Here is a 21949-nt window from a genome sequence, read left to right as displayed (position 1 = left end):
GGGACCCGCTCACCAGAAGAAGGAAGCAACGATGCACACCAAGCGCATATTGGGCGCTGTCGGACTCGCCGCGACCGCCGTTACTGTCCTGGCCGGATGCTCCGGAGCGGGCGGCGGCAGCGACTCGGACGAGCTCGTCATCTGGATGCCCACTCAGGAAGACACGCAGGGCACCGCGATCAACGCGCTCATCGACGAGTTCGAGAAGCAGAACGACGGCGTCACGATCAAACTCGAGCAGCGCTCCGTCGACGAGCACAAGACCGCCCTCCGTCAGGTCGCGGGCACGGACGCCGGGCCCGACATCTACTGGTACTGGGAGGGCTCGGGTCTGGGCGGCGAGCTGGTCGACGCGGGGATGAGCCTCGACCTGACGGACTATTACGACGAGTACGGCTGGGAGGATCGTTTCACTGCGGCCTCGATGAGCGGCATCACGCAATACGGCGGCTTCAACGGGGTTCCATGGAGCCAGCAGGGTGAGGGCATCTACTACAACAAGAAGCTCTTCGACCAGGCAGGCATCACCACACCGCCGACAACGTACGACGAGCTCGCCGAGGCCGCGCAGAAGCTCAAGGACGCCGGAATCACGCCGATCGAGTTCGGAGGAACGGTCAACTGGGACGTGATGCGTCTGCTCGACTCGCTCATCGAGACCGAGTGCGGTGCCGACGTCGCCGACGAACTGAACATGGGCGACGGCGACTGGGGCGCTGAAGAGTGTGTCACTGCCGCATTCAGCGAACTGAAGAAGTGGGGCGACGAGTACTTCAACGAGGGCTACCTCGGCATCAACAACGACGACGCCGCCCAGCTGTTCTTCTCCGGCGAGGCCGCGATGTCGCTGGAAGGCACCTGGTACAACGCGCAGGTCGTCGACAACGGCATGAATCCGGACGACATCGGGATCGTTGTATTCCCCACTGGCACCGGCCGTCTGTACGGCTTCGGCGAGGCGTTCTACATCAACGCGGCCAGCGGCAAGGCCGACCTGGCCGCACAGTTCCTCGACTTCGGCACTTCGACCGAGGGCCAGGAGATCGTGGGCTCCGCGTGGGCTGCGCTCTCGGTCAACAAGGACGTCGCGGTCGACGACTCCAACCCCCTCAATGGGATCTGGGCCGACCTGTTCGGCCAGGCCGACGGTGGCTACACGAACAACGACCAGAACTTCTCGACGGCCGAGACGACGGAGTACTGGCGCATCCAGAACTCCGTGCTCACCGGTGCCATCGACCCGGCCGACGCCGGCGCCGAGTTCCAGAGGTTCCGCGATTCCCAGTAGTCGCTCCCCGGTGGGGCGGGCATAGTCCGCCCCACCCAAGTCCCCACTCCGGACCCGCCGATCCACCAGAGGTGAACCATGGCCACCGTCGCCCTCGTGACCGAGGGGCGCGCGAAGCGGCGCACCCCGAAGCACCACCGCCTGACCCTCGCGCTGCCCTACCTGATCCCAGCGGTCGTGCTCTATGGGTGGTTCCTGCTCTACCCGATGCTCGACGCCGTTCGACTGTCCTTCTTCGAATGGTCGGGATTCCGCATCCAGGAGCCCGTCTGGGTCGGTTTCGACAACTACGTGCGTCTGTTCACGCAGGATGCCGTGTTCTGGACCGCGTTCGGCAACTCCGTGGTGTGGGTCATCCTGTCGCTGATCCTGCCCACCGGCATCGCCCTCATCCTCGCGCTCGGCCTCAACCGCAAGATGGTCGGCCGCAACCTGATGCGCGCCGTCTTCTACATCCCCGCCGTCTTCGCCTCGATCACGGTCGCCGCGATGTGGCGGTGGATCTACAACCCCACGCTCGGCTTCGTGAACCAGTTCCTGGAGGCGGTCGGACTCGGAGCATGGACCCAGTCGTGGCTGGGGGACCCCCAGTTCGCGCTGGGCTCCATCTTCATCGCGAACATCTGGCAGGCCGTCGGCTTCAGTATGGTGTTGTTCCTCGCAGGCCTGCAGACGGTCCCGGTCGAACTGATCGAGGCCGCCAAGCTCGACGGGGCGAACGCCTGGCAGCGGTTCCGGGCCGTCACGGTGCCAGCGCTGCGTCCCACCACGATCGTCGTGATCATCCTCACGATCATCAACTCGTTGAAAGTGTTCGACCTCGTGGTCGGCATGACCGGCGGCGGGCCGGCGCAGTCCACCCAGGTGCTCGCGCTGTGGTCGTACACCCAGTCGTTCACCAACCACCAGTTCGGCATGGGCGGCGCCGTCGCCACCGTGCTGCTGATCGTCACTCTGGCCCTGGTCATCCCCTACATGGCCTGGTCGATGAAGGGGGAAGACCGATGACCAGCGCTGTCGCCACGCCGGTCATCGCACCGGAGATCTTCGACGACAAGTCCGCCCGCCGCCGTCGCGGACGCCCGGACTACGTCGGCATCGGCCTGTGGATCTCACTGGGAATCACCGCCCTGCTGTGGTTCCTGCCGTTGTACCTGATGTTCATGACCTCGGTGAAGGGGAGGCCCGACCTCAACAGCACTCCGATGTGGTCGCTGCCGACCACGTGGGAGTGGGGCAACTACGCCTCCGCGATCGACACCGGCGACTTCTGGACCACCGCCGGCAACAGCCTCCTCATCGCGATCATCAAGGTGCCACTCGGACTCGCGATCGCCGCGGCGGCCGCGTACGCCCTCGCCCGCATCCGCTTCCGCGGCGGGCGCGCGGTGCTCATGGTCATCGCGATCGGCTCGATGGTGCCGGTGCAGATCGGGCTCGGCCCGCTGTTCAGCACCATGCTGAATCTCGGCCTGCTCGACTCGCTCTACGGCTTGATCCTGCCCTACCTCGCGTTCGGCATCCCGTACCAGATCTTCGTGCTCTATGGCTTCTTCCGCGGCGTGCCCGAAGAGCTCGAGGAATCCGCCCGCATCGACGGCGCCTCGACGTTCCGGATCTTCTGGCAGATCGTCCTCCCGCTGGCCAAGCCCGCGCTCGCCGCCTTGTTCGTGCTCGACTTCGTCGCGACGTGGAACGAGTACGCGATGGCCACCACGCTGCTGCGCACCCAGTCGAACTGGACCATCCCGCTCGCGGTGCAGAGTTTCTCCACTCAGTACGGCACCGACTACGGCCCGATGAACGCCTTCATCTTCATGTCGGCGATCCCCGTGCTCATCGTCTACCTGCTCTTCCAGCGATACTTCGTGCAGGGCGCACTCGCCGGTGCCGTCAAAGGATGAACCCATTGCCTTTCGCCAGCGCGGGCGAGCGCTCTGGGCACCGAACGAGGAGCCGTCGTCGCGGCCGGAGGGACGTGGCACATTCGCACTCCTATCGGCAAGCTTTGTTCCATCGTCCCGACCTCTCGACACGAGAGTGACTCGTGACGATCGAGCACGATCTCAAATGCGCAACGCCGATCGCGCTTCTGCCCGGACATCGGCCGACGGGATGTCGAGGGTTGCTGTGAGTCCACCCTCTGCGTTCGGTGCGAGATCGAGCCTGCCGCCGTGGGCGGCCATGGCTGCGTCAGCGATCGCGAGACCGAGACCGTGACCGCTCCCGCGTGTGAGGGAGCGTCCGGCGCCACGCGCGAACGGCTCCTTGAGAGTCTCGAGGTTGGCAAGTGCCACCGTGGGGCCAGTGTTCCAGACGATGAGGCGGACGCGCCCGCGAGAGGATGCGACCGAGATTGAGGCACGCCCGCCGCGGTGATTGTGGTGGATGGCGTTTCTGACCAGATTCGACACCGCCTGGCGCAGGAGCACCGGATCTCCCCAGGCGGTGGCGCTCCCGGTGGGACCTTCGATCTCCACATCGAACGAGGCGGCGTCATCGTTCAGGCCGGTCACGACAGTCTGCGCGAGAGCGACAAGATCGACGGGCTCCGGCAGGGCGGCCGCGTGCGCTGCCGTGGCGAGGTCGAGCATGGCATCGACGGTCTCGATGTTGCTTTGGTTGACTTCGCTGATGCGATCGATGAGACCGCGAAGATCGGCGGGATCCGCTGATGGGTTGGAGCGGGTGACGTCGATCATGGTCTTGATGGTCGCCAATGGGCTCTGCAGTTCGTGGGAGGCGTTCGCGGTGAAGCGACGCTGGGCGGCGAAGGAGCGTTCAAGAGAGGCGAGCATCTGATCGAACGCGTCTGCCAGAGTCTGGATCTCGTCCGGTGGGCCGTTGAGTCCTACGCGATGTTCTAGTGACCCCTCGGTCGCGCGACGTGCCGCGTCTCCGATATCACTGAGCGGTTTGACGATGCGTCGGGCGATCAGCCATCCGACGGTGGCTCCGATCAGCGTCATCAAGAGCAGGGCGAGAATCGACGCGACGATGAGGTTGTCGAGGAAGTCGTCGGCCTTGACGATGGCGATCCCGTCTGTGCGCCCCGAGGGTCCGCTGGGTGCTGCGCCCGGGTGAGCCGCGTCGCTGACGATGCGGTAGGTCGGCACGAACCTCATATACAGATACACGAGCGTGATCAGGATCGCGCCAGACCCGGTTATGAGTCCGGCGTAGCTGAGGGTGAGGCGCGTTCGGAGTGTGAGCCGCCGCCGTCTGGCTTCGCTGCGAGGGATCGCTCTTTGCGTCATGTCACTCGTCGAATCGGTAGCCTGCGCCGGGGACGGTCTGGATGACCCACGGGTGGCCGAGTCGCTTGCGGAGGTTCGAGATGGTGACGCGTGCGGTGTTGGTGAAAGGGTCTGCGTTCGCGTCCCAAGCTTTCTCGAGCAGTGACTCCGCACTCAGCACGCCGCCTTGAGCAGCCATCAGTGTGTGGAGCACCGCGAACTCCTTCGGGGAGAGGCGGACCAGGCGTCCATCGCGGTAGACCTCTCTCCGGAATGGGTCGAGTCGCACCCCATGCCCTTCCAGGATGGGCGGGCGTGCCGGCTCGGTGCGACGTTCCAGCGCCCGCAGGCGCGCGACCAGCTCAGGGAACTCGAACGGCTTGGCGAGGTAGTCGTCCGCGCCGATCTCGAACCCGCCCACGCGGTCGTTGAGGGTTCGGGCTGCGGTGAGCATCAGCACGCGCACGCGGGGGTGATCCGCGGCGATAGCCCGACACACGTCGTCGCCATGGATGCCGGGAAGGTCTCGGTCCAGGACCACCAGGTCGTACTCGTCTCCGGCGATCAGCTCGAGCGCTTCCTCGCCTGTCGAGGCGATGTCAGCTGCCATCGCCGCTCGCCGCAGACCGGTTCGCACAGCATCGGCCATGAAGGGGTCGTCCTCGACGATCAGCACCCGCATGTGTGCTCCTCTCGCCGCGGCCGGTCTGATCAGGAAAGCACACCAGCCGTTGGAAAAAGTTAAAGAGATTCTTGAACGCGCTGGCAACGGCCGGGTTGTTGCACTGGTGTCGTCCGCGGAGAGCCCGTGGAGTCACACTGCGAGGAGCACCCCGATGGCCACCACCAAGAAGTCCCGCTATATCGCCACCCTGCTGCTTGCCTTGCCGCTCATCGCGGTCCTGAGCGCCTGCGGCGCGGCCGACACCCGGGGTGACGATGGCTCGAGTCCCGACCCACAGGCGAGCCAGGCGCCGCAGTTCGATTCGTTCGAGGAGTACCAGCTGGGGTTTGCCGAGTGCATGCGCGACAAGGGCATCGACATGGCCGACCCCGCCGACGGCGGCCAGTCGATCGGCCAAGCCGACGATGCGTTCATGGAGGCGGCGGAGGCCTGCCAGACCGAGATGGGCATGCCGCCGGCTCGCGAGAGCGGCTCGGACAACGTCGGGCCGTCATCCGAGGAACTGCGTCAGCAGCACCTGGAGATCGCGGAGTGTCTCCGCGAGCACGGGGTCGACGTTCCCGACCCCGGCCCCGGTGAGGAGCTCGCCATTCCGAGCGACGTGCCCGCGGACGCGTTCGAAACCTGCGCACCTCAGGGCGTCATGGGCAGCACCGGAGGCAACTGATGAGCATCGTCGAGACCGATCCTCCTGCCGAGGATGTTCCTCGTCCAGCAAGGCGACGGCGCCTCTTCGTCGCGCTGGCCGTCCTCATGGCCCTTGCGTTGAGTGCTGCAGGCGCGTTCTGGGTGTACTCCGCTCAGGCGGCGGTGACCGACGAGAACTCGAACGGGCACCCGTTCACCGGCACCACAGACGAGATCACCAGGGGAGACCTGCAAGGCAACACCTCCGTCGCCGGCACGCTGAAGTTCTCCGGCTCGCGTCCGATCCAGGCCGCTGCCGACGGGATCGTGACGGCCCTTCCCGAACCCGGCTCGGTACTGACACCTGGTAGTCGCCTGTATGCCGTCAACGACGTGCCGTCCTTCCTCATGAGCGGTGCGCTGCCGGCATGGCGTGCCTTCACCAACGGCATGGATGACGGACCCGACGTGAGACAGCTCGAACAGAGTCTTCGCGACCTGGGATATTTCACTGAGGAGCCCGACGACCGATTCAGGTGGGCCACGACGCAGGCCATCATGAGTTGGCAGGAAGCGAACGGCCAGCCGAGGACGGGAGAGATTCCGCTCGGCGCGGTCGTCTTCTCCGGTGGCGATCTGCGAGTGGGCGAAATCAGCAGCGGTGTCGGGGAGCGTGTGGGTCCGGGTGCGGACCTGTACAACGCGACACACACCACGCAGGTCGTCGAGGCCAACGTCAAGCTCCCCGACCAGCAGCTCGCCGCGCTGGATACCGCTGTGACGGTGCGACTGCCCGGAGGCGAGAACGCGACCGGAAAGGTCACGGCTGTCGGCACACCCACCGAGATCGACGGCGCCAACGGGCAGAAGCAGACGGTCATCCCCATCGTGGTCTCGCTGGATGACCCTGTTCAGGCTGTGGCGTTCCAGCAGGCATCCGTGACGGTGGTCATTCCGAGCGAGAAGCGGGAGGACGTGCTGTCGGTCCCCGTCGGGGCTCTCTTCGCGATCACGCCGGAGCAGTTCGGAGTCGAGGTCGTGGATGACGACGGCACGACGACGAAGGTACCGGTCACGACGGGGCTGTTCGCCGGCGGTCGGGTCGAGATCAGCGGAGGCGACATCGAGGCCGGTCAGCGCGTCGTGGTGCCGGAGCGATGAATCCGCTCGTGTCGCTCATCGACGTCCATCGCTCTTACGGCAGCCCGCCCGTACAGGCGTGCGCCGGCATCACGCTCGACATCTCCCACGGAGAACTCGTCGCAATCGTCGGTCCCAGCGGATCGGGCAAGTCGACACTGCTGAACCTGGTGGGCACGCTCGACATGCCCACCTCGGGAATCGCCCGCATCGATGGGATCGATGTCAACGAACTCGATGACCGTTCGTTGTCGGCACTGCGTGCACACCGCATCGGGTTCGTGTTCCAGCAGTTCCATCTGGCTGAAGGGACCACGACGATCGACAACGTCGCGGATGGTCTGCTCTACGCCGGCGTACCCAAAGCCGAACGCCGCAGGCGGGCCGTCGTGGCCCTGAAACGCGTCGGGCTCGGCCATCGCCTGGAGCATCGTCCACATCAGCTCTCGGGCGGCGAAAGGCAGCGCGTCGCGATCGCCCGCGCCGTCGTCGGTGAACCACCTCTGCTGCTGGCCGACGAACCGACGGGAAACCTCGACAGCGCCTCTGGTGCAGCGATCGTTGAGCTCCTCCACGACCTGAACCAGCAGGGCACCACGGTCGTCGTCATCACCCACGACAACGAGCTTGCGGCCGAGTTCCCCCGCCGCATCTCGATCCGCGACGGACGGATTCTCAGCGACGCGCGAAAGGAATCCGCTTCATGAGCATCACTGCCCCGCCACAATGGCGCCCCACCGCGACAGCCATCCAGCGTCCGCCGCGATCGGTACTGCGCGGCCGAGACATCCTGTCGCTCGCGGCGACGGGGCTTCGGGCCCGACCGACGCGAGCAGTCCTTTCTGCATTGGGAATCGCCATCGGGATCGCAGCGATGATCGCGGTCGTCGGAATCTCCGCCTCGAGCCAGGCCCGCTTGAACGACGAACTCGACCGGCTCGGAACCAACCTGCTCACCGCTACTGCAGGAAAAGGCTTGACGGGCTCGCAATCTGCGCTTCCCGCCGACACGGTCCAGAAGATCCGGCTCATCGACGGTGTCCTGGAGTCCAGCGCGACGGGCCTCCTGAGCGAATCCGTCTACCGGAGCGAGCTGTCCGAACCGGCCGCAACCGGCGGAATCTCCACGATGGTCGCCGATCAGAATCTTCTCGACGTCGTCTCCGGACACATGCGATCCGGTGCGTGGCTGAATCCGGCCACTGGGACCTACCCGACGGTGGTCCTCGGTGACACGGCCGCCCGACGCCTCGGCGTCGTCACGCCGGGTACGCAGGTGTGGCTCGGTGGCACGTACTTCACGGTCGTCGGCATCCTCGACCCGGTTGCCCTCGCCCCGGAGCTTGACACCGCTGCTCTCATCGGTGAGTCCATCGCGAGCGCCTTGTTCGACTTCGACGGCAGCCCCACAACGGTGTATGAACGGTCCGCAAGTGAATCCGTGGAACGCGTTCGCAGTCTGCTTGCCCCGACGATCTCGCCTCAAGCGCCCGAGGAAGTGGAGATCTCACGACCCTCAGACGCACTCGCGGCCCGCAACGCAGCGAACCAGGCCTTCACCGGTCTCCTCCTCGGGATCGGCTCCATCGCCCTCCTGGTAGGCGGCATCGGCGTGGCCAACACCATGATCATCTCCGTTCTGGAACGCCGCAAAGAGATCGGGCTCCGGCGAGCGCTCGGTGCCACTCGGCCTCACATCCTCGTGCAATTCCTCGGAGAGGCGCTCCTGCTGTCCGCACTGGGGGGAGTCTTCGGGAGCGCGTTCGGTGCTGTCGCCACGCTCATTATGGCGACGCTCAACGGATGGCCGTTCGCTCTCCCTTCGCTCGCGATCGTTGTCGCCATCGGCGCCACGCTCGTCGTCGGCGCCATCGCCGGCCTGTACCCCGCGCTGCGAGCGGCACGCACACCCCCGACCGCCGCACTCAGCTCCTGACGCACAGCCGGCGACGATGAGGTGTTCGTCGAACTCCGTGCTGGTCGCGCCGGGTGAGATGGCGAAGACCTTGACTCCGGTCGCGCGAGTTTCGGCCCACCTCAGGTCCGCATCGGCGAACGCAAGATGGGATTCGCGTTCCTTACAAACCAGATGGGCGGAATTGCAGACCGACGCTCGCACCGCATCCTCAACACCCTGCGGCAGGTGACCTCGGCGTGAAGTCCCTCCGATGCCGCTGCGCTGATCGCTCTACTCGGAGATCTACGCCCGTGCACGGTCCCGGATCAGGGCAAAGCGAAACCCCCGCGATGTAGAAGCTACGCGAGGGTTTCTGGGATGACTGTAACGATCATCCTTGTGGCTCCGACCGGCATCGATCCGGTGACCTTTCGATTTTCAGTCGAACGCTCTACCAACTGAGCTACAGAGCCTCACGGCATCCGTTCCCGACGAATCGGGCGTGCTTGCCGCGTCCTAGACGAAAGGCCCTCTTCGAAAAAAGGGCCCGTCGCTCGGAGCGACCCTGACGGGACTTGAACCCGCGACCTCCGCCGTGACAGGGCGGCACGCTAACCAACTGCGCTACAGGGCCATGCTATTGAATTTTCGGGCGTGACCCCAACGGGATTCGAACCCGTGCTACCGCCGTGAAAGGGCGGCGTCCTAGGCCGCTAAACGATGGGGCCGGGTGAACCCGGGGGCTCACTCACCGAGGGTCAAGCATACGCAACAGTCCGCTAAAACGCCAATCGAGGGCGTGGCGCTCTTGTGCCTCCGGCTCGGCGGGGTGAGACTGGCGGATGACCGCTGTCCCGGAAGCGGCGGTCGCGGCGCCGTGCAGGGGTTGCGGATGTGACTCATGTTGCTAGTGTGAAAAACGTTGACGTCGCGAGGGGAGGATCCGGTGGAGTCCGACAGCGCCATCGTTGATGCCTCAGACGAGTGCGGCTGCGCACCGTCGCCGCGCGAGCGTCGCCTGCTGTGGCCGGCTATGAACCGCCGCACCGCCCTCGGGCTCGGCATCCTCGGTGCCGCCGCGGTCGGCGCCTTCGGAGGCCCGCTCGTCTCGCCCGCGTTCGCGGCGACCTACCCCTCGTGGGAGGAGGTCGAGCGCGCGAAGGCGAACGAGTCCGCCAAGGCGGCCGAGATCACCAAGATCCAGGGCCTCATCGCCGGTCTCGAGACCGAGGTCGCCACCAAGCGCCAGCTCGCGCAGCAGGCGTCCGACGAGTTCTTCGTCGCTCAGCAGGCGTACTTCGACGCGGCGCTGCGCGCCGATGAGCTGCAGCAGCAGGCCGACGAGCAGGCGGCAGCAGCGCTCACCGCCGCGCAGAACGCCGGACGCGTCGCCGCGCAGCTGTATCGCAGCGGTGGCAACGACACGTCGCTCGAGCTGTTCTTCGCGGGTTCCGCCGCGGGCGCCGACGACCTGCTCGCCCGGCTCGGCACGATGGACAAGCTCGTCGCGCGCAACAACGACGTCTACGAGCAGGCCGTCGCCGCGCGCAACTCCGCGCAGAGCCTCACCGCCCAGGCCGAGGTGCAGCGCGCCGAGCGCGACCGGCTGCAGAAGATCGCCGAAGAGAAGATGATCGCGGCGCAGAAGGCCGCGGACGAGGCTCAGGCTGCGCTCGACAAGCAGCGCGCGATGCAGGTGACCCTCGAAGCGCAGCTCGCCGCGCTCCAGGACACGACCGCGAAGACCGTCGCGGCCTACCAGGAGGGCGAGCGCATCCGCAAGGAGCAGGAGGAGCGCGCTCGCCAGGAGGAGGAGCGCCGCCGTCGTGAGGAGGCCGAGCGCCTCAACCAGGGTGGCGGAGGAGGCGGCGGCGGAGGTGGCGGCGGCGGCGGAGGCGCTGTCGTCGGCTCGGGCTGGGCGCGACCGTCGTCGGGATGGCGCAGCTCCGGCTACGGGCCTCGCAGGGTGCAGTGCGGCAACAGCTACTGCTCGAGCGGGTTCCACTACGGCGTCGACCTGGCGGCCGGCTGCGGCGCCGGCATCTATGCCGCGTCCGCCGGGCAAGTCGTCTACGCCGGGTACAACGGCGGTTACGGCAACTACATCAAGATCGACCACGGCGGCGGCGTCGGCACCGGATACGGTCACATCCGCCAGGGCGGCATCTTCGTCGGCCACGGGCAGTGGGTGAGCGCCGGCCAGCTGATCGCGAGCGAGGGCAACACCGGCAACTCCTTCGGCTGCCACGTTCACTTCGAGGTCTACGTCAACGGCGGCACGGTCAACCCGACCGACTTCATGGGCGCGCGCGGCATCTCGGTCTGACGACCCCGAAACGACGAGAAGCGGATGCCGACGGCATCCGCTTCTCGTGACGTTCCCGGTCAGAGCGTGTTCGGTGCCACGCCCTCACCCTGCGTGCGGGTCTCGCCCTCGTGCTCGGCGAAGCGGTCGAACGCCTCCGACACGAGCCGCTCGGCCTCGGCGGCGCCGGCCCACTCGTCGACCTTGACCCACTTCCCGGGCTCGAGGTCCTTGTAGTGCTCGAAGAAGTGCGCGATCTCGTTCTGGGTGTACTCGGGGATGTCGGCGACGTCCTGGATGTGCCCCCAGCGCGGGTCCTTGGCGAGCACGGCGACGACCTTGTCGTCGCCGCCGGCCTCGTCGCTCATCTTCAGCACGCCGACGGGGCGCACCTGGGCGAGGATGCCGGGTGCCAGGTCGTGGTCGAGCAGCACGAGCACGTCGAGCGGGTCGCCGTCCTCGCCGAGCGTGTTCTCGAAGAACCCGTAGTTGGTGGGGTAGCCCATCGGCGTGTACAGGATGCGGTCGAGGAAGACGCGACCGGTGCCGTGGTCGACCTCGTACTTGATGCGGCTGCCGCGCGGGATCTCGATGACGGCGTCGTACGCGCCCATGATGGTGCTCCTTCGGATGACGGTGGGATGCCGCGACAAGCCTAGTCGCGGTGCGCACCCGGGTACGGTGGGCGGGTGGAGGAGCGCAGACCCGGACTCGACCCGGCCGTCGCCGAGGTGCGGCTGGCCGTGCGCCGTGCGCTGACCGGGCTCGTGCCGGGCTCGACCGTGATCGTGGCGCTCTCGGGCGGTGCCGACTCACTCGCCCTCGCTGCCGCGACGGCGTTCGAGGCGCCGAAGCTCGGCCTGCGCGCCGAGTCGGTCACCGTCGACCACGGACTGCAGGAGGGGTCGACGGATGCCTCGGCCACTGCTGCCGCGACGGCCGAGGCTCTCGGGCTCGGTGCCCGCGTCGTGCGTGTCGAGATCGGCGCCGGCGGCGGACCCGAGGCGGCGGCCCGCGAAGCGCGGTACCGCGCGCTCCGCGATGCTGCGCGGGACGTCGGCGCCGTCGCGGTCCTCGTCGGCCACACCCTCGACGACCAGGCCGAGACGGTGCTCCTGGGCCTTGCGCGCGGGGCCGGCGCCGCGAGCCTGCAGGGCATGGCCGAGGCCGCGGAACTGGACGGCGTGGCACTGCTGCGGCCTCTGCTCGGTGTGCGCCGCGCGACCACGCGCGCCGCGTGCGCGGCGGAGGGCCTCCAGCCGTGGGACGACCCCCACAACACCGACCCCCGCTACGCGCGGGTGCGGGTGCGCACGAAGGTGCTGCCGGTGCTCGAGTCGGAGCTCGGGCCGGGCATCGCCGAAGCGCTCGCGCGCACCGCCGCGCAGCTGCGCGAAGATGCGGAGGCGTTCGAGGACATGATCGACGAGACGATCGAAGACATCGTCGAGCACGCCGAGGCGGGCATCTCGGTGTCGGTGGCGGCGCTCGCGGCGAACCCGGCGGCGCTGCGCAACCGCATCATCCGGCACGTGGTGGCCAGCGAGTTCCACGAGAGCCTCACTCGCACGCAGACGCTCGAGGTGGCGCGGCTCGTGACGGACTGGTCGGGTCAGGGACCCATCGACCTTCCCGGGTGCAGCGCTCGCCGCGTCGGCGGCCGCGTCGAGTTCACCGCACGCTGACCCGGACCCGGCATGGGGAATTGTCCCCTTCGGCCCCGGGCCCCGCATCGATAGCGTGAGTGACGACATGGCAGACGTCGAGTTCTCAGACTCCGATTTCACCGGGGCCGTATCGCACCTGCTCGATGCGGGCGACACCTCGGTCGATGCCTTCTGCGTGGCATTCGGGGCCCTCGGGTCGGCGGTGGTGGAGTCCGCGGTCGGCGACGTCGACGGGCTGGTGAGGCACGCGATGGCGGCGCTCGCCGGGGTCGGCGGCGACCTGTCGACCGACGTCGGCACGGTGCACACCGAGCTCCGCGCGCTCGACGCCCAGCTGGCGGGAGCGGGCGGATGACGCTGCCGGGTCTGGCGGCCGACCCGGGCGAGGGCGACGTCGAGGGCATCCGCGACCTCGCGCTCCTGTTCCGCGACCGTGCGGGTGCGCAGCGCGAGCGGAGCGCCTCGTCGCAGAGCGCCCTGAGCGCGCTGTCGCCGGTGTCGGCCGTGAGCGTCGACGCCCTGCGCCCGCGCATCACGGTGCTCGCGGCGCGATTCATCGAGGTCGCCGACGCCGCCGACGAAGCCGCCGTCGTGCTCGAGGACTACGCCGACGCCGTCGCCGACCTCAAGCGCCGGGCCGCCTCGGCGCTGGCGGCCGCGGAGTCCGACTACGCCGACATCGGGACCCGGCGTTCGGCGGCGCTCAACGCCGCGTCCGAGTTCGTCGTCGGCTGGGCGCTGGACTGGGACGACGTGCTGCCGTCGTGGCTGTACCTCGACGACCCGTCGCTGCTGGACCGCTGGCAGGGAGCGATCGACGACTACCGGTCGTCGCGCGCCGCCTACAACGCACTGCGCGACGAACGTGACCAGCTCGACCACGACACGGCGGCACGGCTCTCGGGCATCCCGCTGGTCGCCGCGATCACCCACGACGGCGTCGTCGGTGCGGACGGCTACGTCGCGGCGACCGCGCTGTGGGCGGGCGACACCGACGATGTCACGGCCGAGCAGATCGCCGCGCTCGGCGATCCGGCTCTCGTGCGGCAGGTGTGGGACAGCCTCGACCGCGCCGAGCGCGACGCGCTCATCACAGCCGCGCCCGAGATCATCGGCAATCTGGACGGCATCCCGATCGCCGACCGCGTCGCGGCCAACCGCCTCAACATCGAGGCCGAGATCGCCGCGCGCGAGGCCGAGATCGAACGGCTCGAGGCGCTGCGCGACGCGGCGCTCGAGAACGCGTACCACAGCCACGGCGCGATCGAGCAGCGGTACGACGACCTCATCGCCGAGCAGCAGCGACTCATCGACTCCTACGAGGGACTGCTCACGCAGGAGATCCGCGTGACCGACGAGTCGGGTGTCTCGCGGGTCGAGATCGGCGCCCGGGTGGTGGTGTTCGATCCGTCCCTCGATGCGATCGCGACGTACCACGGACCCCTCGACCCGGTGACGGGGGACATCCCCGCGTGGGTCGAGTCCGTCGCGATCTCCGTCCCGGGAACCGGTTCGAACATGACCGACTTCGGCGACGGCCGTGCCGCCGACCTCCAGCACGCGGCCGGCCGCCGGTCCGCCGTCTTCCAGTGGGCGGGTGGCGCGTTCCCGCAGTCGATTCCGGAGGCGATGAGCACCTCGTACTCGCACGACCTCGCCCCGCGCCTGCGCGACTTCGCCGCCGGCATCGCCATCCCGGCGAGCGCCTCGCTCACGGTGGTCGGCCACAGCTACGGTGGCGCGACGGTCGGACTGGCGGAGGCGGCCGGGCTGCGCGCCGACCGCGTGCTCTACGTCGCAGCCGCCGGCATGGGCGACGGCGTCTCGGGTGTCGCCGACTTCCCGCATACTTCAGAGGTGCCGCACTACGCCATGATGAGCCGCAACGACCTCGTCGTCGGGCTCATCCAGGGTCGCGAGGGCGACCTCCACGCCCTGCACGGGCAGTCGACCCTCACCGCCGGCGGAGTCACGCGTCTCGAGACCGGGTGGATCGACGCGTCCGACCCGGGCAGCGACGACATCGAGGACTACAACGTCCCGGGCAACGGCACCCCCTCGGCGATCGACAGTCACAGCTCGCTCTACACGCCCGGCTCGACCTCGTTCGAGAACATGGTCGCCGTCATCACCGGCGGCGAGGCCGAGCTGTTCGCCGAGGACGAGATCATCGTCGCCGGCGGCCGTCCGATCACGATCGACGGCATCGATCGTGACGACTACGAGCCCACCTACGTCGAGGTGGGCTGACGGATGCGCCGGATCGTCGCCGCCCTCGCCGTCGTGGCCTTCGCCCTCACTCTCGGAGGATGCAGCATGCCCGAAGAAAGCCGCCTCGACGAGTTCCGAGCCGAGGCCGACCGCATCCTGGCCGACACGGTCGCGATCGTGCCAGAAGAGCTGATCGCGGAACGCGGCTTCGCCGAGTCCGAGCCGCGGTTCGGCCCGACGGAGGGCACGCCCGCACCGGGGGACCCGGCGTGGTGGCAGGCGCGCGAGGACCTGAACCTGATCGCCGAGACGGATGCCTCCGCCCGCGCGTTCGACGCCGTATCGGGGCATCTCTCCGCGGACGGCTGGTCGCAGTCCCGCGTGCGCGAGGTTGACGGCTGGGTCACCGAGGGATTCCGCAAGGAGCTCGACAGCGGCGACTGGTACATCGAGGTGACGTGGGTTCCCTCGGCCCCGGGCCTCGCCGAGATCCTCGGCGTGCTCGTCGTCAGCCCGCAGACCGTCCGCGGCGATGCCCGCTGACCTCGGCGTGCGGTCGTCCTGATCGCCCACCCGTGCGTCTTCGCCGTGCCCGCCAGGACGCAGTCCACGGGCGCGAGGTCGTGGGCGGGCGGGACCCTCAGGAGTACGGTCCCGGCGGATGCGCGGGAGGGTTCCGCCTAGACTCGTCGCATGCGCGCGGCCGACGTCTCCAGTGATCTCACCGAAGTCCTCGTCACCGAGGAGCAGATTCACGACAAGCTTCAGGAGATCGCGGCCCAGGTCGCCGCCGACTATGAAGGCAAGGACCTCCTCCTCGTCGGCGTCCTCAAGGGCGCCGTCATGGTGATGGCCGACTTCTCGCGGGCGCTGCCGGCCCTGGTCCCGATGGACTGGATGGCGGTGTCGTCGTACGGTGCGGGCACCAAGTCGAGCGGCGTCGTCCAGATCCGCAAGGACCTCGACACCGACATCCTCGGCAAGCACGTGCTCATCGTCGAGGACATCATCGACTCGGGTCTGACTCTCAGCTGGCTGCTGGAGAACTTCGCCGCCCGCGGTGCGGCATCCGTCGAGGTCTTCGCGCTGCTGCGCAAGCCCGAGGCCGCGAAGGTCGAGGTGCACTGCAAGTACGTCGGGTTCGACATCCCGACCGAATTCGTGGTCGGCTACGGCCTGGACTACGCCGAGCGCTACCGAAACCTGCGCGACGTCGCCGTGCTCGCGCCCCACGTCTATTCGTAGGCCCGGGCCGCGTCTTGCCGGTCGACGGCGCCCCTCGCTCCACGACCGGGACCGCCGGCTTACGCCGTCGGCGAATGCACAGACAGCGCCGAGGATCCCCGCGATACCCTGATTCAACCGTCGGCGGCCGCATTCCGGCCCGCCGCGGCTCGTCGACGAAAGGGGTCGGGCACGCGCCCGCACCATGGACTTCAAGAAGATCACCCGCAACCCGCTCTTCTACGTCCTCATCATCGGGGTCTTCCTCATCGTGGGGTTCTCGCTCATCTCGAGCCTGAACGGCGCGAAGCAGATCTCGACGCAGGAGGGTCTCGAGCTGCTGGCCGGCGACACGGTCACCGAGGTCGTCAACACCGATGGCGACCAGCGCGTGGACATGACTCTCTCGAAGGAGTACGAGGGCGCGACCGACGTGCAGTTCTACTACGTGTCGGCGCGCGCGGACGAGGTGGTCGAGGCGATCAACGCCGCCGACCCGAAGGACGGCTTCAACGACACGGTGCCCCGGCCGTCGTTCTTCGACGGGTTCCTCTCGCTGCTGCTGCCGATCCTGCTCCTGGGCCTGCTGTTCTGGTTCCTGCTGTCTTCCGCGCAAGGCGGCGGCAGCAAGGTCATGCAGTTCGGAAAGTCGCGCGCGAAGCTCGTGACCAAGGAGATGCCGCAGGTCACGTTCGGCGATGTCGCGGGGTCGGACGAGGCGATAGAAGAGCTCGACGAGATCAAGGAGTTCCTCAAGGACCCGGCGAAGTTCCAGGCCGTGGGCGCCCGCATCCCCAAGGGCGTGCTGCTGTACGGCCCTCCCGGAACCGGCAAGACGCTCCTCGCCCGCGCCGTCGCGGGTGAGGCCGGCGTGCCGTTCTACTCGATCTCGGGCTCGGACTTCGTCGAGATGTTCGTCGGCGTCGGCGCGAGCCGCGTGCGCGACCTGTTCAACCAGGCCAAGGAGAACTCGCCCGCGATCATCTTCATCGATGAGATCGACGCGGTGGGCCGCCACCGCGGCGCCGGCATGGGCGGCGGCCACGACGAGCGCGAGCAGACCCTGAACCAGATGCTCGTCGAGATGGACGGCTTCGACCCCAAGGTCAACGTCATCGTGATCGCCGCGACCAACCGTCCCGACATCCTCGATCCCGCCCTGCTGCGCCCGGGCCGCTTCGACCGTCAGATCGGCGTCGACGCGCCCGACCTCAAGGGCCGCACCAAGATCCTCGAGGTGCACGGCCGCGGCAAGCCGCTCGCCGACGGCGTCGACCTCGAGGTCGTCGCCCGCAAGACGCCGGGGTTCACCGGCGCCGACCTCGCGAACGTCCTCAACGAGGCCGCGCTGCTGACGGCACGCTCGAACGCGCAGCTGATCGACAACCGCGCCCTCGACGAGGCGATCGACCGCGTGCTCGCCGGACCGCAGCGCCGCACGCGTGTGATGAAGGACAAGGAGAAGCTCATCACCGCGTACCACGAGGGCGGCCACGCGCTCGCGGCGGCGGCGATGAACCACACCGACCCGGTGACGAAGGTCACGATCCTCCCGCGCGGCAAGGCCCTCGGCTACACGATGGTGCTGCCGCTCGACGACAAGTACTCGGTCACGCGCAACGAGCTGCAGGACCAGCTCGCGTACGCGATGGGCGGTCGCGTCGCCGAGGAGGTCGTGTTCCACGACCCCACGACCGGTGCCTCGAACGACATCGAGAAGGCGACCAACATCGCCCGCAAGATGGTCACCGAGTACGGCATGACCGGTGACATCGGCCCGGTGAAGCTCGGCCAGTCCTCGGGCGAGGTGTTCATGGGCCGCGACATGGGCCACGGCCGCGACTTCTCGGAGCGCATCGCGGAGCGCGTCGACGCCCAGGTGCGCGACCTCATCGAGCAGGCGCACAACGAGGCGTACGAGGTCATCAACGCCAACCGCGACGTGCTCGACAAGCTCGCGCTGGAGCTTCTCGAGAAGGAGACCCTGGACCACCTCGAGCTCGCCGAGATCTTCAAAGACATCAAGAAGCTCCCGCCGCGCCCGCAGTGGCTCTCGAGCGAGCAGCGTCCCCCGTCGACCCTGCCGCCCATCGAGGTGCCGCAGCGCCGCGACGAGGCCGGGCTCGCCGCGAGCGTCGAGGCGGAGCAGCCGGTCGCCGAGAAGGCGCCGAAGCGTCGCCCCAGCGGGCAGGCGCGTCCTGCGACCGCGTAGGCTCGGCCCGTGGCCGTCGACCGTGAGCGCGTCGCCGCGCTCGTGCGTGAACTGCTCGAGGCGATCGGAGAGGATCCCGATCGCCCGGGACTGAGGCAGACGCCCGAGCGGGTCGCCGACGCGTACTCGGAGTTCTTCGCGGGCGTGGGGGAGGATGCCTCGGCCCCCCTCGCGCACACGATCTCGGTGACGCGGGGCCCTGCCCCCGACACGCTGCCGTCGGGCGCGGTCATGCTGCGCGACATCCTGTTCCGCTCGGTGTGCGAGCACCACCTGCTGCCCTTCCGCGGGCATGCGCACATCGCGTATCTGCCGGGTGAGCGGGTCGTGGGGCTCGGATCCCTGCCCAAGGTGGTCGAGATCCTGTCGTCGCGCCCTCAGGTGCAGGAGCGACTCGGCGAGCAGATCGCCGACGTGATCGCAGCGTCTCTCGACACCCGCGGGGTCCTGGTCGTGCTCGATGCGACGCACGAATGCGTGACGATGCGCGGCGGCAAGCAGACGGATGCCTCGACCGTGACGATCGCGGCACGCGGCGAGCTCGCCGAGCCCGCCGCGCGCGCCGAGCTGATCGCGCTCCTGGCGGGGCCGCTGGCGGCGTCACGAGGCCAGGGAGGCCGCGAATGACCCTCGTGATGGGCGTGGTCAACGTCACGCCGGACTCGTTCAGCGACGGCGGGCGGTACGAGGATGCCGAGGCCGCCGTGGCTCACGGGCTGCGGCTGCGCGCCGAAGGCGCCGACATCCTCGACGTCGGCGGCGAGTCCACGCGCCCCGGCGCCGAGCGCGTCGGTCCGGCCGTGGAGCAGCAGCGCGTGCTCCCGGTGGTGCGGGCGCTCGCCGAGGCGGGGGCCGTGGTGAGCATCGACACCATGAACGCCTCGACCGCGCTGGCCGCCGTCGAGGCCGGCGCACGCATCGTGAACGACGTGTCGGGCGGGATGGCCGACCCCGGCATGCTCGCCACGGTCGCCCCCACGGGTGCCGACATCGTGCTGCAGCACTGGCGCGGGCACTCCGCCGACATGTACGCCCACGCGGTGTACGACGACGTCGTCACCGAGGTCGTCGCCGAGCTGGCCGCGCGCGTCGAGGCGGCGGCGGCCGCCGGCATCCCGCCCGCCCGTGTCATCGTCGATCCCGGCATCGGCTTCGGCAAGCGCGGCCGGCAGAACTGGGAGACCCTGCACGGACTGCCGAGGTTCGTCGCGATGGGGCACCGCGTGCTCGTCGGCACGAGCCGCAAGCGATTCCTCGCCGAGGCGCTCGCCGACGACCCGGCCGACGCGACCGAGGCGCGGCGCGACCTCGCCACCGCCGTCACGAGTGTGCTGGCCGCGCAGGCCGGCGTGTGGGCCGTGCGCGTGCACGATGTCGCCGCCACGCGGGATGCTCTCACCGTGGCAGGCACTTGGGAAGGAGCGGACCGATGGGCGTCTCCGACGAGATCGCGCTGACCGGACTGCGCGTCTTCGGCCGTCATGGCGTGTACGAGCAGGAGCGCCGCGACGGCCAGGACTTCGTGATCGACCTCGTGCTCGGGCTCGACACCCGCCCCGCGGCGGCCAGCGACGACGTCGCCGACACCGTGCACTACGGCGAGCTGGCCGAGCAGGTCGCGCAGATCGTGGCGGGCGACCCCGTCGACCTGCTCGAGACCCTCGCCGACCGCATCGCGCGCCGTGTGCTCGACGATGCGCGCGTCGACACGGTGCGGGTGACCGTCCACAAGCCCGATGCGCCCATCCCGCTGACCTTCGCCGACGTCGCCGTCACGATCGAGCGCACGAGGGCGGCATCGTGAGCCGGCGGCTCGCCCAGGGCGTCGACGCGGAGGCCGCTCCCACGCGGCGGGCGCCGATCGAGGCGGTGGTCGCGCTCGGCGCGAACCTCGGCGACCGCGCAGAGACGATGACGGCGGCGATCACGGAGCTGGCACGCCTGCCCCTCGTCCAGAACGTGCGGGTGTCGGAGCCGATCGAGTCAATCGCGCTGAAGCCGGAGGGGCCGGATGCCGCGGCCCCGGCGTACCTGAACGCCGTGGCGATCCTCACCACGCGCCTGGCGCCGTCCGTCCTGCTGGGCTACCTCCACGCGATCGAGCGCCGCTTCGGGCGCGAGCGCAGCGCCGCGCGGTCGGCGCTCGAGCCGGGCTGGGAGGACCGCACGCTCGACCTCGACCTCATCGCGTACGGCGATGTCGTCAGTGACGAACCGCACCTGCTGCTCCCGCACCCGCGCGCCGCCGAGCGGGACTTCGTGCTCGGCCCCTGGCTCACGGTCGACCCCGATGCGCAGCTGCCCGGCGTCGGGCGCGTCGACGCGGCTCTCGAACGCCTGCGGAGGCGGACATGAAGCGCACCGGCGCCGGTGTCCTCCTGTTCGCCGCTGCGCTGGGCACGGGGGCGGGATTCCTCGTCGACCAGCTGCTGACGTCGTCCGGACGCCCGACGTTCACCCCCGCGGTGTCGCTGCCGATCCTGCTGGTCGCGCTGGGCGCGATCGTGATCGTGCTCGCCGTGCCGATCCGTCAGGCGACCCGGGGCACGACGACACGTGCGGTGAACCCGTTCCGCGCCGTGCGCGTGGCGATGCTCGCGAAGGCCTCGAGCATCGTCGGCGCGGCGATCGGGGGCCTCGGGCTGGGGCTGCTGATCTTCCTCACGACCCGACCCGTCGCACCCTCGATAGGCTCGTTGGGAACGGTCATCGCGACGGCTGTCTGCGGCGCCCTCCTCGTCGCGGCCGGGCTCGTCGCGGAGCACCTGTGCACCATCCGGAAGGACGACGATGACGAACAGCCCGGGGATCCCGGACTCGAACCGCGAATCGACGGGCACTGACGCGCCCGGCGACGAGACCTTCCAGACTCTCGTCGAGCCGCGGTCGGCGAACCGGCTCGATCTCGCCGGCGGCGTGTGGCACCAGATCTCGCCCAAGTACGTGCGCGTGCAGTTGATCTCGAACGGCTCGTTCCTGCTGCTGGTCGTCGCGGCGACGCTCGTCCTGACGCTGCTGATGCACCAGTGGTGGGCGTGGATCCCGGGCGGCATCATGACCGTGATCCTCGTCTGGACCCTCGTGATCCTGCCGCGTCAGGCGCGGTCGATCGGGTATCAGCTGCGCCAGGACGACCTCGTCTTCCGCCGCGGCATCCTGTGGCAGCGCTTCGTCGCCGTCCCCTACGGCCGCATGCAGCTCATCGACATCACCCACGGGCCGCTCGACCGCGGCTTCGGGATCGCGCAGCTGAAGTTCGTGACGGCCGCCGCCGCGACCGGTGTCGTGATCCCGGGGCTCGCGCAATCCACCGCCGAGACACTCCGCGACCACCTCGTCGAGGTCGCCGAGAGCCGGCGCACGGGCCTGTGACCGTGGACTCCGACGGTGGGAACCCGCTGCCCGACCCCGTGAACCCGCCCCCCGGCCCGGTCGACGCACACCTCGCCCCGCCGCC

Annotated in this window: 23 protein-coding genes and 3 tRNA genes; 20 read left to right on the top strand and 6 right to left on the bottom strand. The window is 68.8% G+C overall.

Features of this window, described 5'->3' with window-relative positions; translation table 11 throughout:
• Nucleotides 1-31: 31 nt before the first annotated feature.
• From IM778_RS15300 to IM778_RS15290, 3 genes are all read left to right on the top strand, one after another.
• On the top strand, nt 32-1288 hold the full coding sequence (locus IM778_RS15300; RefSeq protein ID WP_194409675.1) for an ABC transporter substrate-binding protein: 1257 nt from the start codon (nt 32-34) through the stop codon (nt 1286-1288).
• A gap of 78 nt (nt 1289-1366) precedes the next feature.
• The gene (locus IM778_RS15295) at nt 1367-2296 is read left to right on the top strand and encodes a carbohydrate ABC transporter permease (protein WP_194409674.1); all 930 of its coding nucleotides are present in this window, start codon (nt 1367-1369) and stop codon (nt 2294-2296) included.
• On the top strand, nt 2293-3192 hold the full coding sequence (locus IM778_RS15290) for a carbohydrate ABC transporter permease (RefSeq protein WP_194409673.1): 900 nt from the start codon (nt 2293-2295) through the stop codon (nt 3190-3192). The genes IM778_RS15295 and IM778_RS15290 overlap by 4 nt, the downstream gene beginning before the upstream one ends.
• Nucleotides 3193-3354: 162 nt before the next feature.
• Here the strand turns inward: IM778_RS15290 and IM778_RS15285 are convergent, their stop codons facing one another.
• Nucleotides 3355-4545, bottom strand: coding sequence for a sensor histidine kinase (locus tag IM778_RS15285; RefSeq protein WP_194409672.1), 1191 nt, complete (start codon nt 4543-4545; stop codon nt 3355-3357).
• Nucleotide 4546: 1 nt separating this feature from the next.
• Nucleotides 4547-5206: a response regulator transcription factor gene (locus IM778_RS15280; protein WP_194409671.1), complete on the bottom strand. Its 660-nt coding sequence runs from the start codon at nt 5204-5206 to the stop codon at nt 4547-4549.
• A gap of 154 nt (nt 5207-5360) precedes the next feature.
• On the opposite strand from IM778_RS15280, the gene IM778_RS15275 reads away from it, so the two are divergent.
• From IM778_RS15275 to IM778_RS15260, 4 genes are read left to right on the top strand one after another with little or no spacing between them, the layout of a single operon-like run.
• Nucleotides 5361-5876: a hypothetical protein gene (locus tag IM778_RS15275; RefSeq protein ID WP_194409670.1), complete on the top strand. Its 516-nt coding sequence runs from the start codon at nt 5361-5363 to the stop codon at nt 5874-5876.
• Nucleotides 5876-6997, top strand: coding sequence for an efflux RND transporter periplasmic adaptor subunit (locus IM778_RS15270; RefSeq protein WP_194409669.1), 1122 nt, complete (start codon nt 5876-5878; stop codon nt 6995-6997). The genes IM778_RS15275 and IM778_RS15270 overlap by 1 nt, the downstream gene beginning before the upstream one ends.
• Complete coding sequence (locus tag IM778_RS15265; RefSeq protein ID WP_194409668.1) at nt 6994-7683, top strand: ABC transporter ATP-binding protein; 690 nt, start codon at nt 6994-6996, stop codon at nt 7681-7683. Before IM778_RS15270 ends, IM778_RS15265 begins: the two co-directional genes overlap by 4 nt.
• On the top strand, nt 7680-8912 hold the full coding sequence (locus IM778_RS15260; protein WP_194409667.1) for an ABC transporter permease: 1233 nt from the start codon (nt 7680-7682) through the stop codon (nt 8910-8912). Before IM778_RS15265 ends, IM778_RS15260 begins: the two co-directional genes overlap by 4 nt.
• 361 nt (nt 8913-9273) lie before the next feature.
• Here the strand turns inward: IM778_RS15260 and IM778_RS15255 are convergent.
• From IM778_RS15255 to IM778_RS15245, 3 genes are all read right to left on the bottom strand, one after another.
• Nucleotides 9274-9346, bottom strand: a tRNA-Phe gene (locus IM778_RS15255).
• Between the two features lie 87 nt (nt 9347-9433).
• A tRNA-Asp gene (locus tag IM778_RS15250) sits at nt 9434-9507 on the bottom strand.
• A 21-nt stretch (nt 9508-9528) separates the two neighbouring features.
• Nucleotides 9529-9601 (bottom strand) — tRNA-Glu (locus IM778_RS15245).
• Nucleotides 9602-9819: 218 nt separating this feature from the next.
• Here IM778_RS15245 and IM778_RS15240 point away from each other — a divergent pair.
• The gene (locus tag IM778_RS15240; protein WP_228484593.1) at nt 9820-11199 is read left to right on the top strand and encodes a peptidoglycan DD-metalloendopeptidase family protein; all 1380 of its coding nucleotides are present in this window, start codon (nt 9820-9822) and stop codon (nt 11197-11199) included.
• Between the two features lie 59 nt (nt 11200-11258).
• Here the strand turns inward: IM778_RS15240 and ppa are convergent, their stop codons facing one another.
• On the bottom strand, nt 11259-11792 hold the full coding sequence (ppa, locus tag IM778_RS15235; protein WP_194409666.1) for an inorganic diphosphatase: 534 nt from the start codon (nt 11790-11792) through the stop codon (nt 11259-11261).
• 75 nt (nt 11793-11867) lie between these two features.
• Between ppa and tilS the strand changes: the two genes are divergently transcribed.
• The 12 genes from tilS (at nt 11868) to IM778_RS15175 (ending at nt 21864) form a co-directional block, all read left to right on the top strand.
• Entirely contained in the window at nt 11868-12863 is a 996-nt protein-coding gene (gene tilS / locus IM778_RS15230) for a tRNA lysidine(34) synthetase TilS (protein ID WP_194409665.1), read from the top strand.
• 67 nt (nt 12864-12930) lie between these two features.
• Nucleotides 12931-13200 carry a hypothetical protein gene (locus IM778_RS15225; protein WP_194409664.1) on the top strand — a complete coding sequence of 90 codons (270 nt, stop codon included), beginning with the start codon at nt 12931-12933 and terminating at the stop codon, nt 13198-13200.
• Nucleotides 13197-15095 (top strand): alpha/beta hydrolase, encoded by a 1899-nt coding sequence (locus tag IM778_RS15220; protein ID WP_194409663.1) that lies wholly within the window; start codon nt 13197-13199, stop codon nt 15093-15095. The genes IM778_RS15225 and IM778_RS15220 overlap by 4 nt, the downstream gene beginning before the upstream one ends.
• 66 nt (nt 15096-15161) lie before the next feature.
• Complete coding sequence (locus IM778_RS15215) at nt 15162-15599, top strand: hypothetical protein (protein WP_194409662.1); 438 nt, start codon at nt 15162-15164, stop codon at nt 15597-15599.
• A gap of 150 nt (nt 15600-15749) precedes the next feature.
• Nucleotides 15750-16301: a hypoxanthine phosphoribosyltransferase gene (gene hpt / locus IM778_RS15210; protein ID WP_194409661.1), complete on the top strand. Its 552-nt coding sequence runs from the start codon at nt 15750-15752 to the stop codon at nt 16299-16301.
• A gap of 184 nt (nt 16302-16485) precedes the next feature.
• Entirely contained in the window at nt 16486-18492 is a 2007-nt protein-coding gene (gene ftsH / locus IM778_RS15205; RefSeq protein WP_194409660.1) for an ATP-dependent zinc metalloprotease FtsH, read from the top strand.
• Nucleotides 18493-18501: 9 nt separating this feature from the next.
• Nucleotides 18502-19119 (top strand): GTP cyclohydrolase I, encoded by a 618-nt coding sequence (folE, locus tag IM778_RS15200; protein ID WP_194409659.1) that lies wholly within the window; start codon nt 18502-18504, stop codon nt 19117-19119.
• On the top strand, nt 19116-19949 hold the full coding sequence (gene folP, locus IM778_RS15195) for a dihydropteroate synthase (protein ID WP_194409658.1): 834 nt from the start codon (nt 19116-19118) through the stop codon (nt 19947-19949). The genes folE and folP overlap by 4 nt, the downstream gene beginning before the upstream one ends.
• Entirely contained in the window at nt 19922-20296 is a 375-nt protein-coding gene (gene folB, locus IM778_RS15190; RefSeq protein WP_194409657.1) for a dihydroneopterin aldolase, read from the top strand. The genes folP and folB overlap by 28 nt, the downstream gene beginning before the upstream one ends.
• Entirely contained in the window at nt 20293-20847 is a 555-nt protein-coding gene (folK, locus tag IM778_RS15185) for a 2-amino-4-hydroxy-6-hydroxymethyldihydropteridine diphosphokinase (protein WP_194409656.1), read from the top strand. The genes folB and folK overlap by 4 nt, the downstream gene beginning before the upstream one ends.
• Nucleotides 20844-21335, top strand: a complete 492-nt coding sequence (locus tag IM778_RS15180; RefSeq protein WP_194409655.1) for a DUF3180 domain-containing protein — start codon at nt 20844-20846, stop codon at nt 21333-21335. Before folK ends, IM778_RS15180 begins: the two co-directional genes overlap by 4 nt.
• Nucleotides 21283-21864, top strand: a complete 582-nt coding sequence (locus tag IM778_RS15175) for a PH domain-containing protein (RefSeq protein ID WP_194409654.1) — start codon at nt 21283-21285, stop codon at nt 21862-21864. Before IM778_RS15180 ends, IM778_RS15175 begins: the two co-directional genes overlap by 53 nt.
• Nucleotides 21865-21949 lie beyond the last annotated feature (85 nt).

This window comes from Microbacterium cremeum, assembly GCF_015277855.1.
Lineage (GTDB): Bacteria > Actinomycetota > Actinomycetes > Actinomycetales > Microbacteriaceae > Microbacterium > Microbacterium cremeum.
The sequence above is the reverse complement of the archived record's forward strand: the minus strand, read 5'-3'. Positions and strand labels throughout refer to the sequence as shown.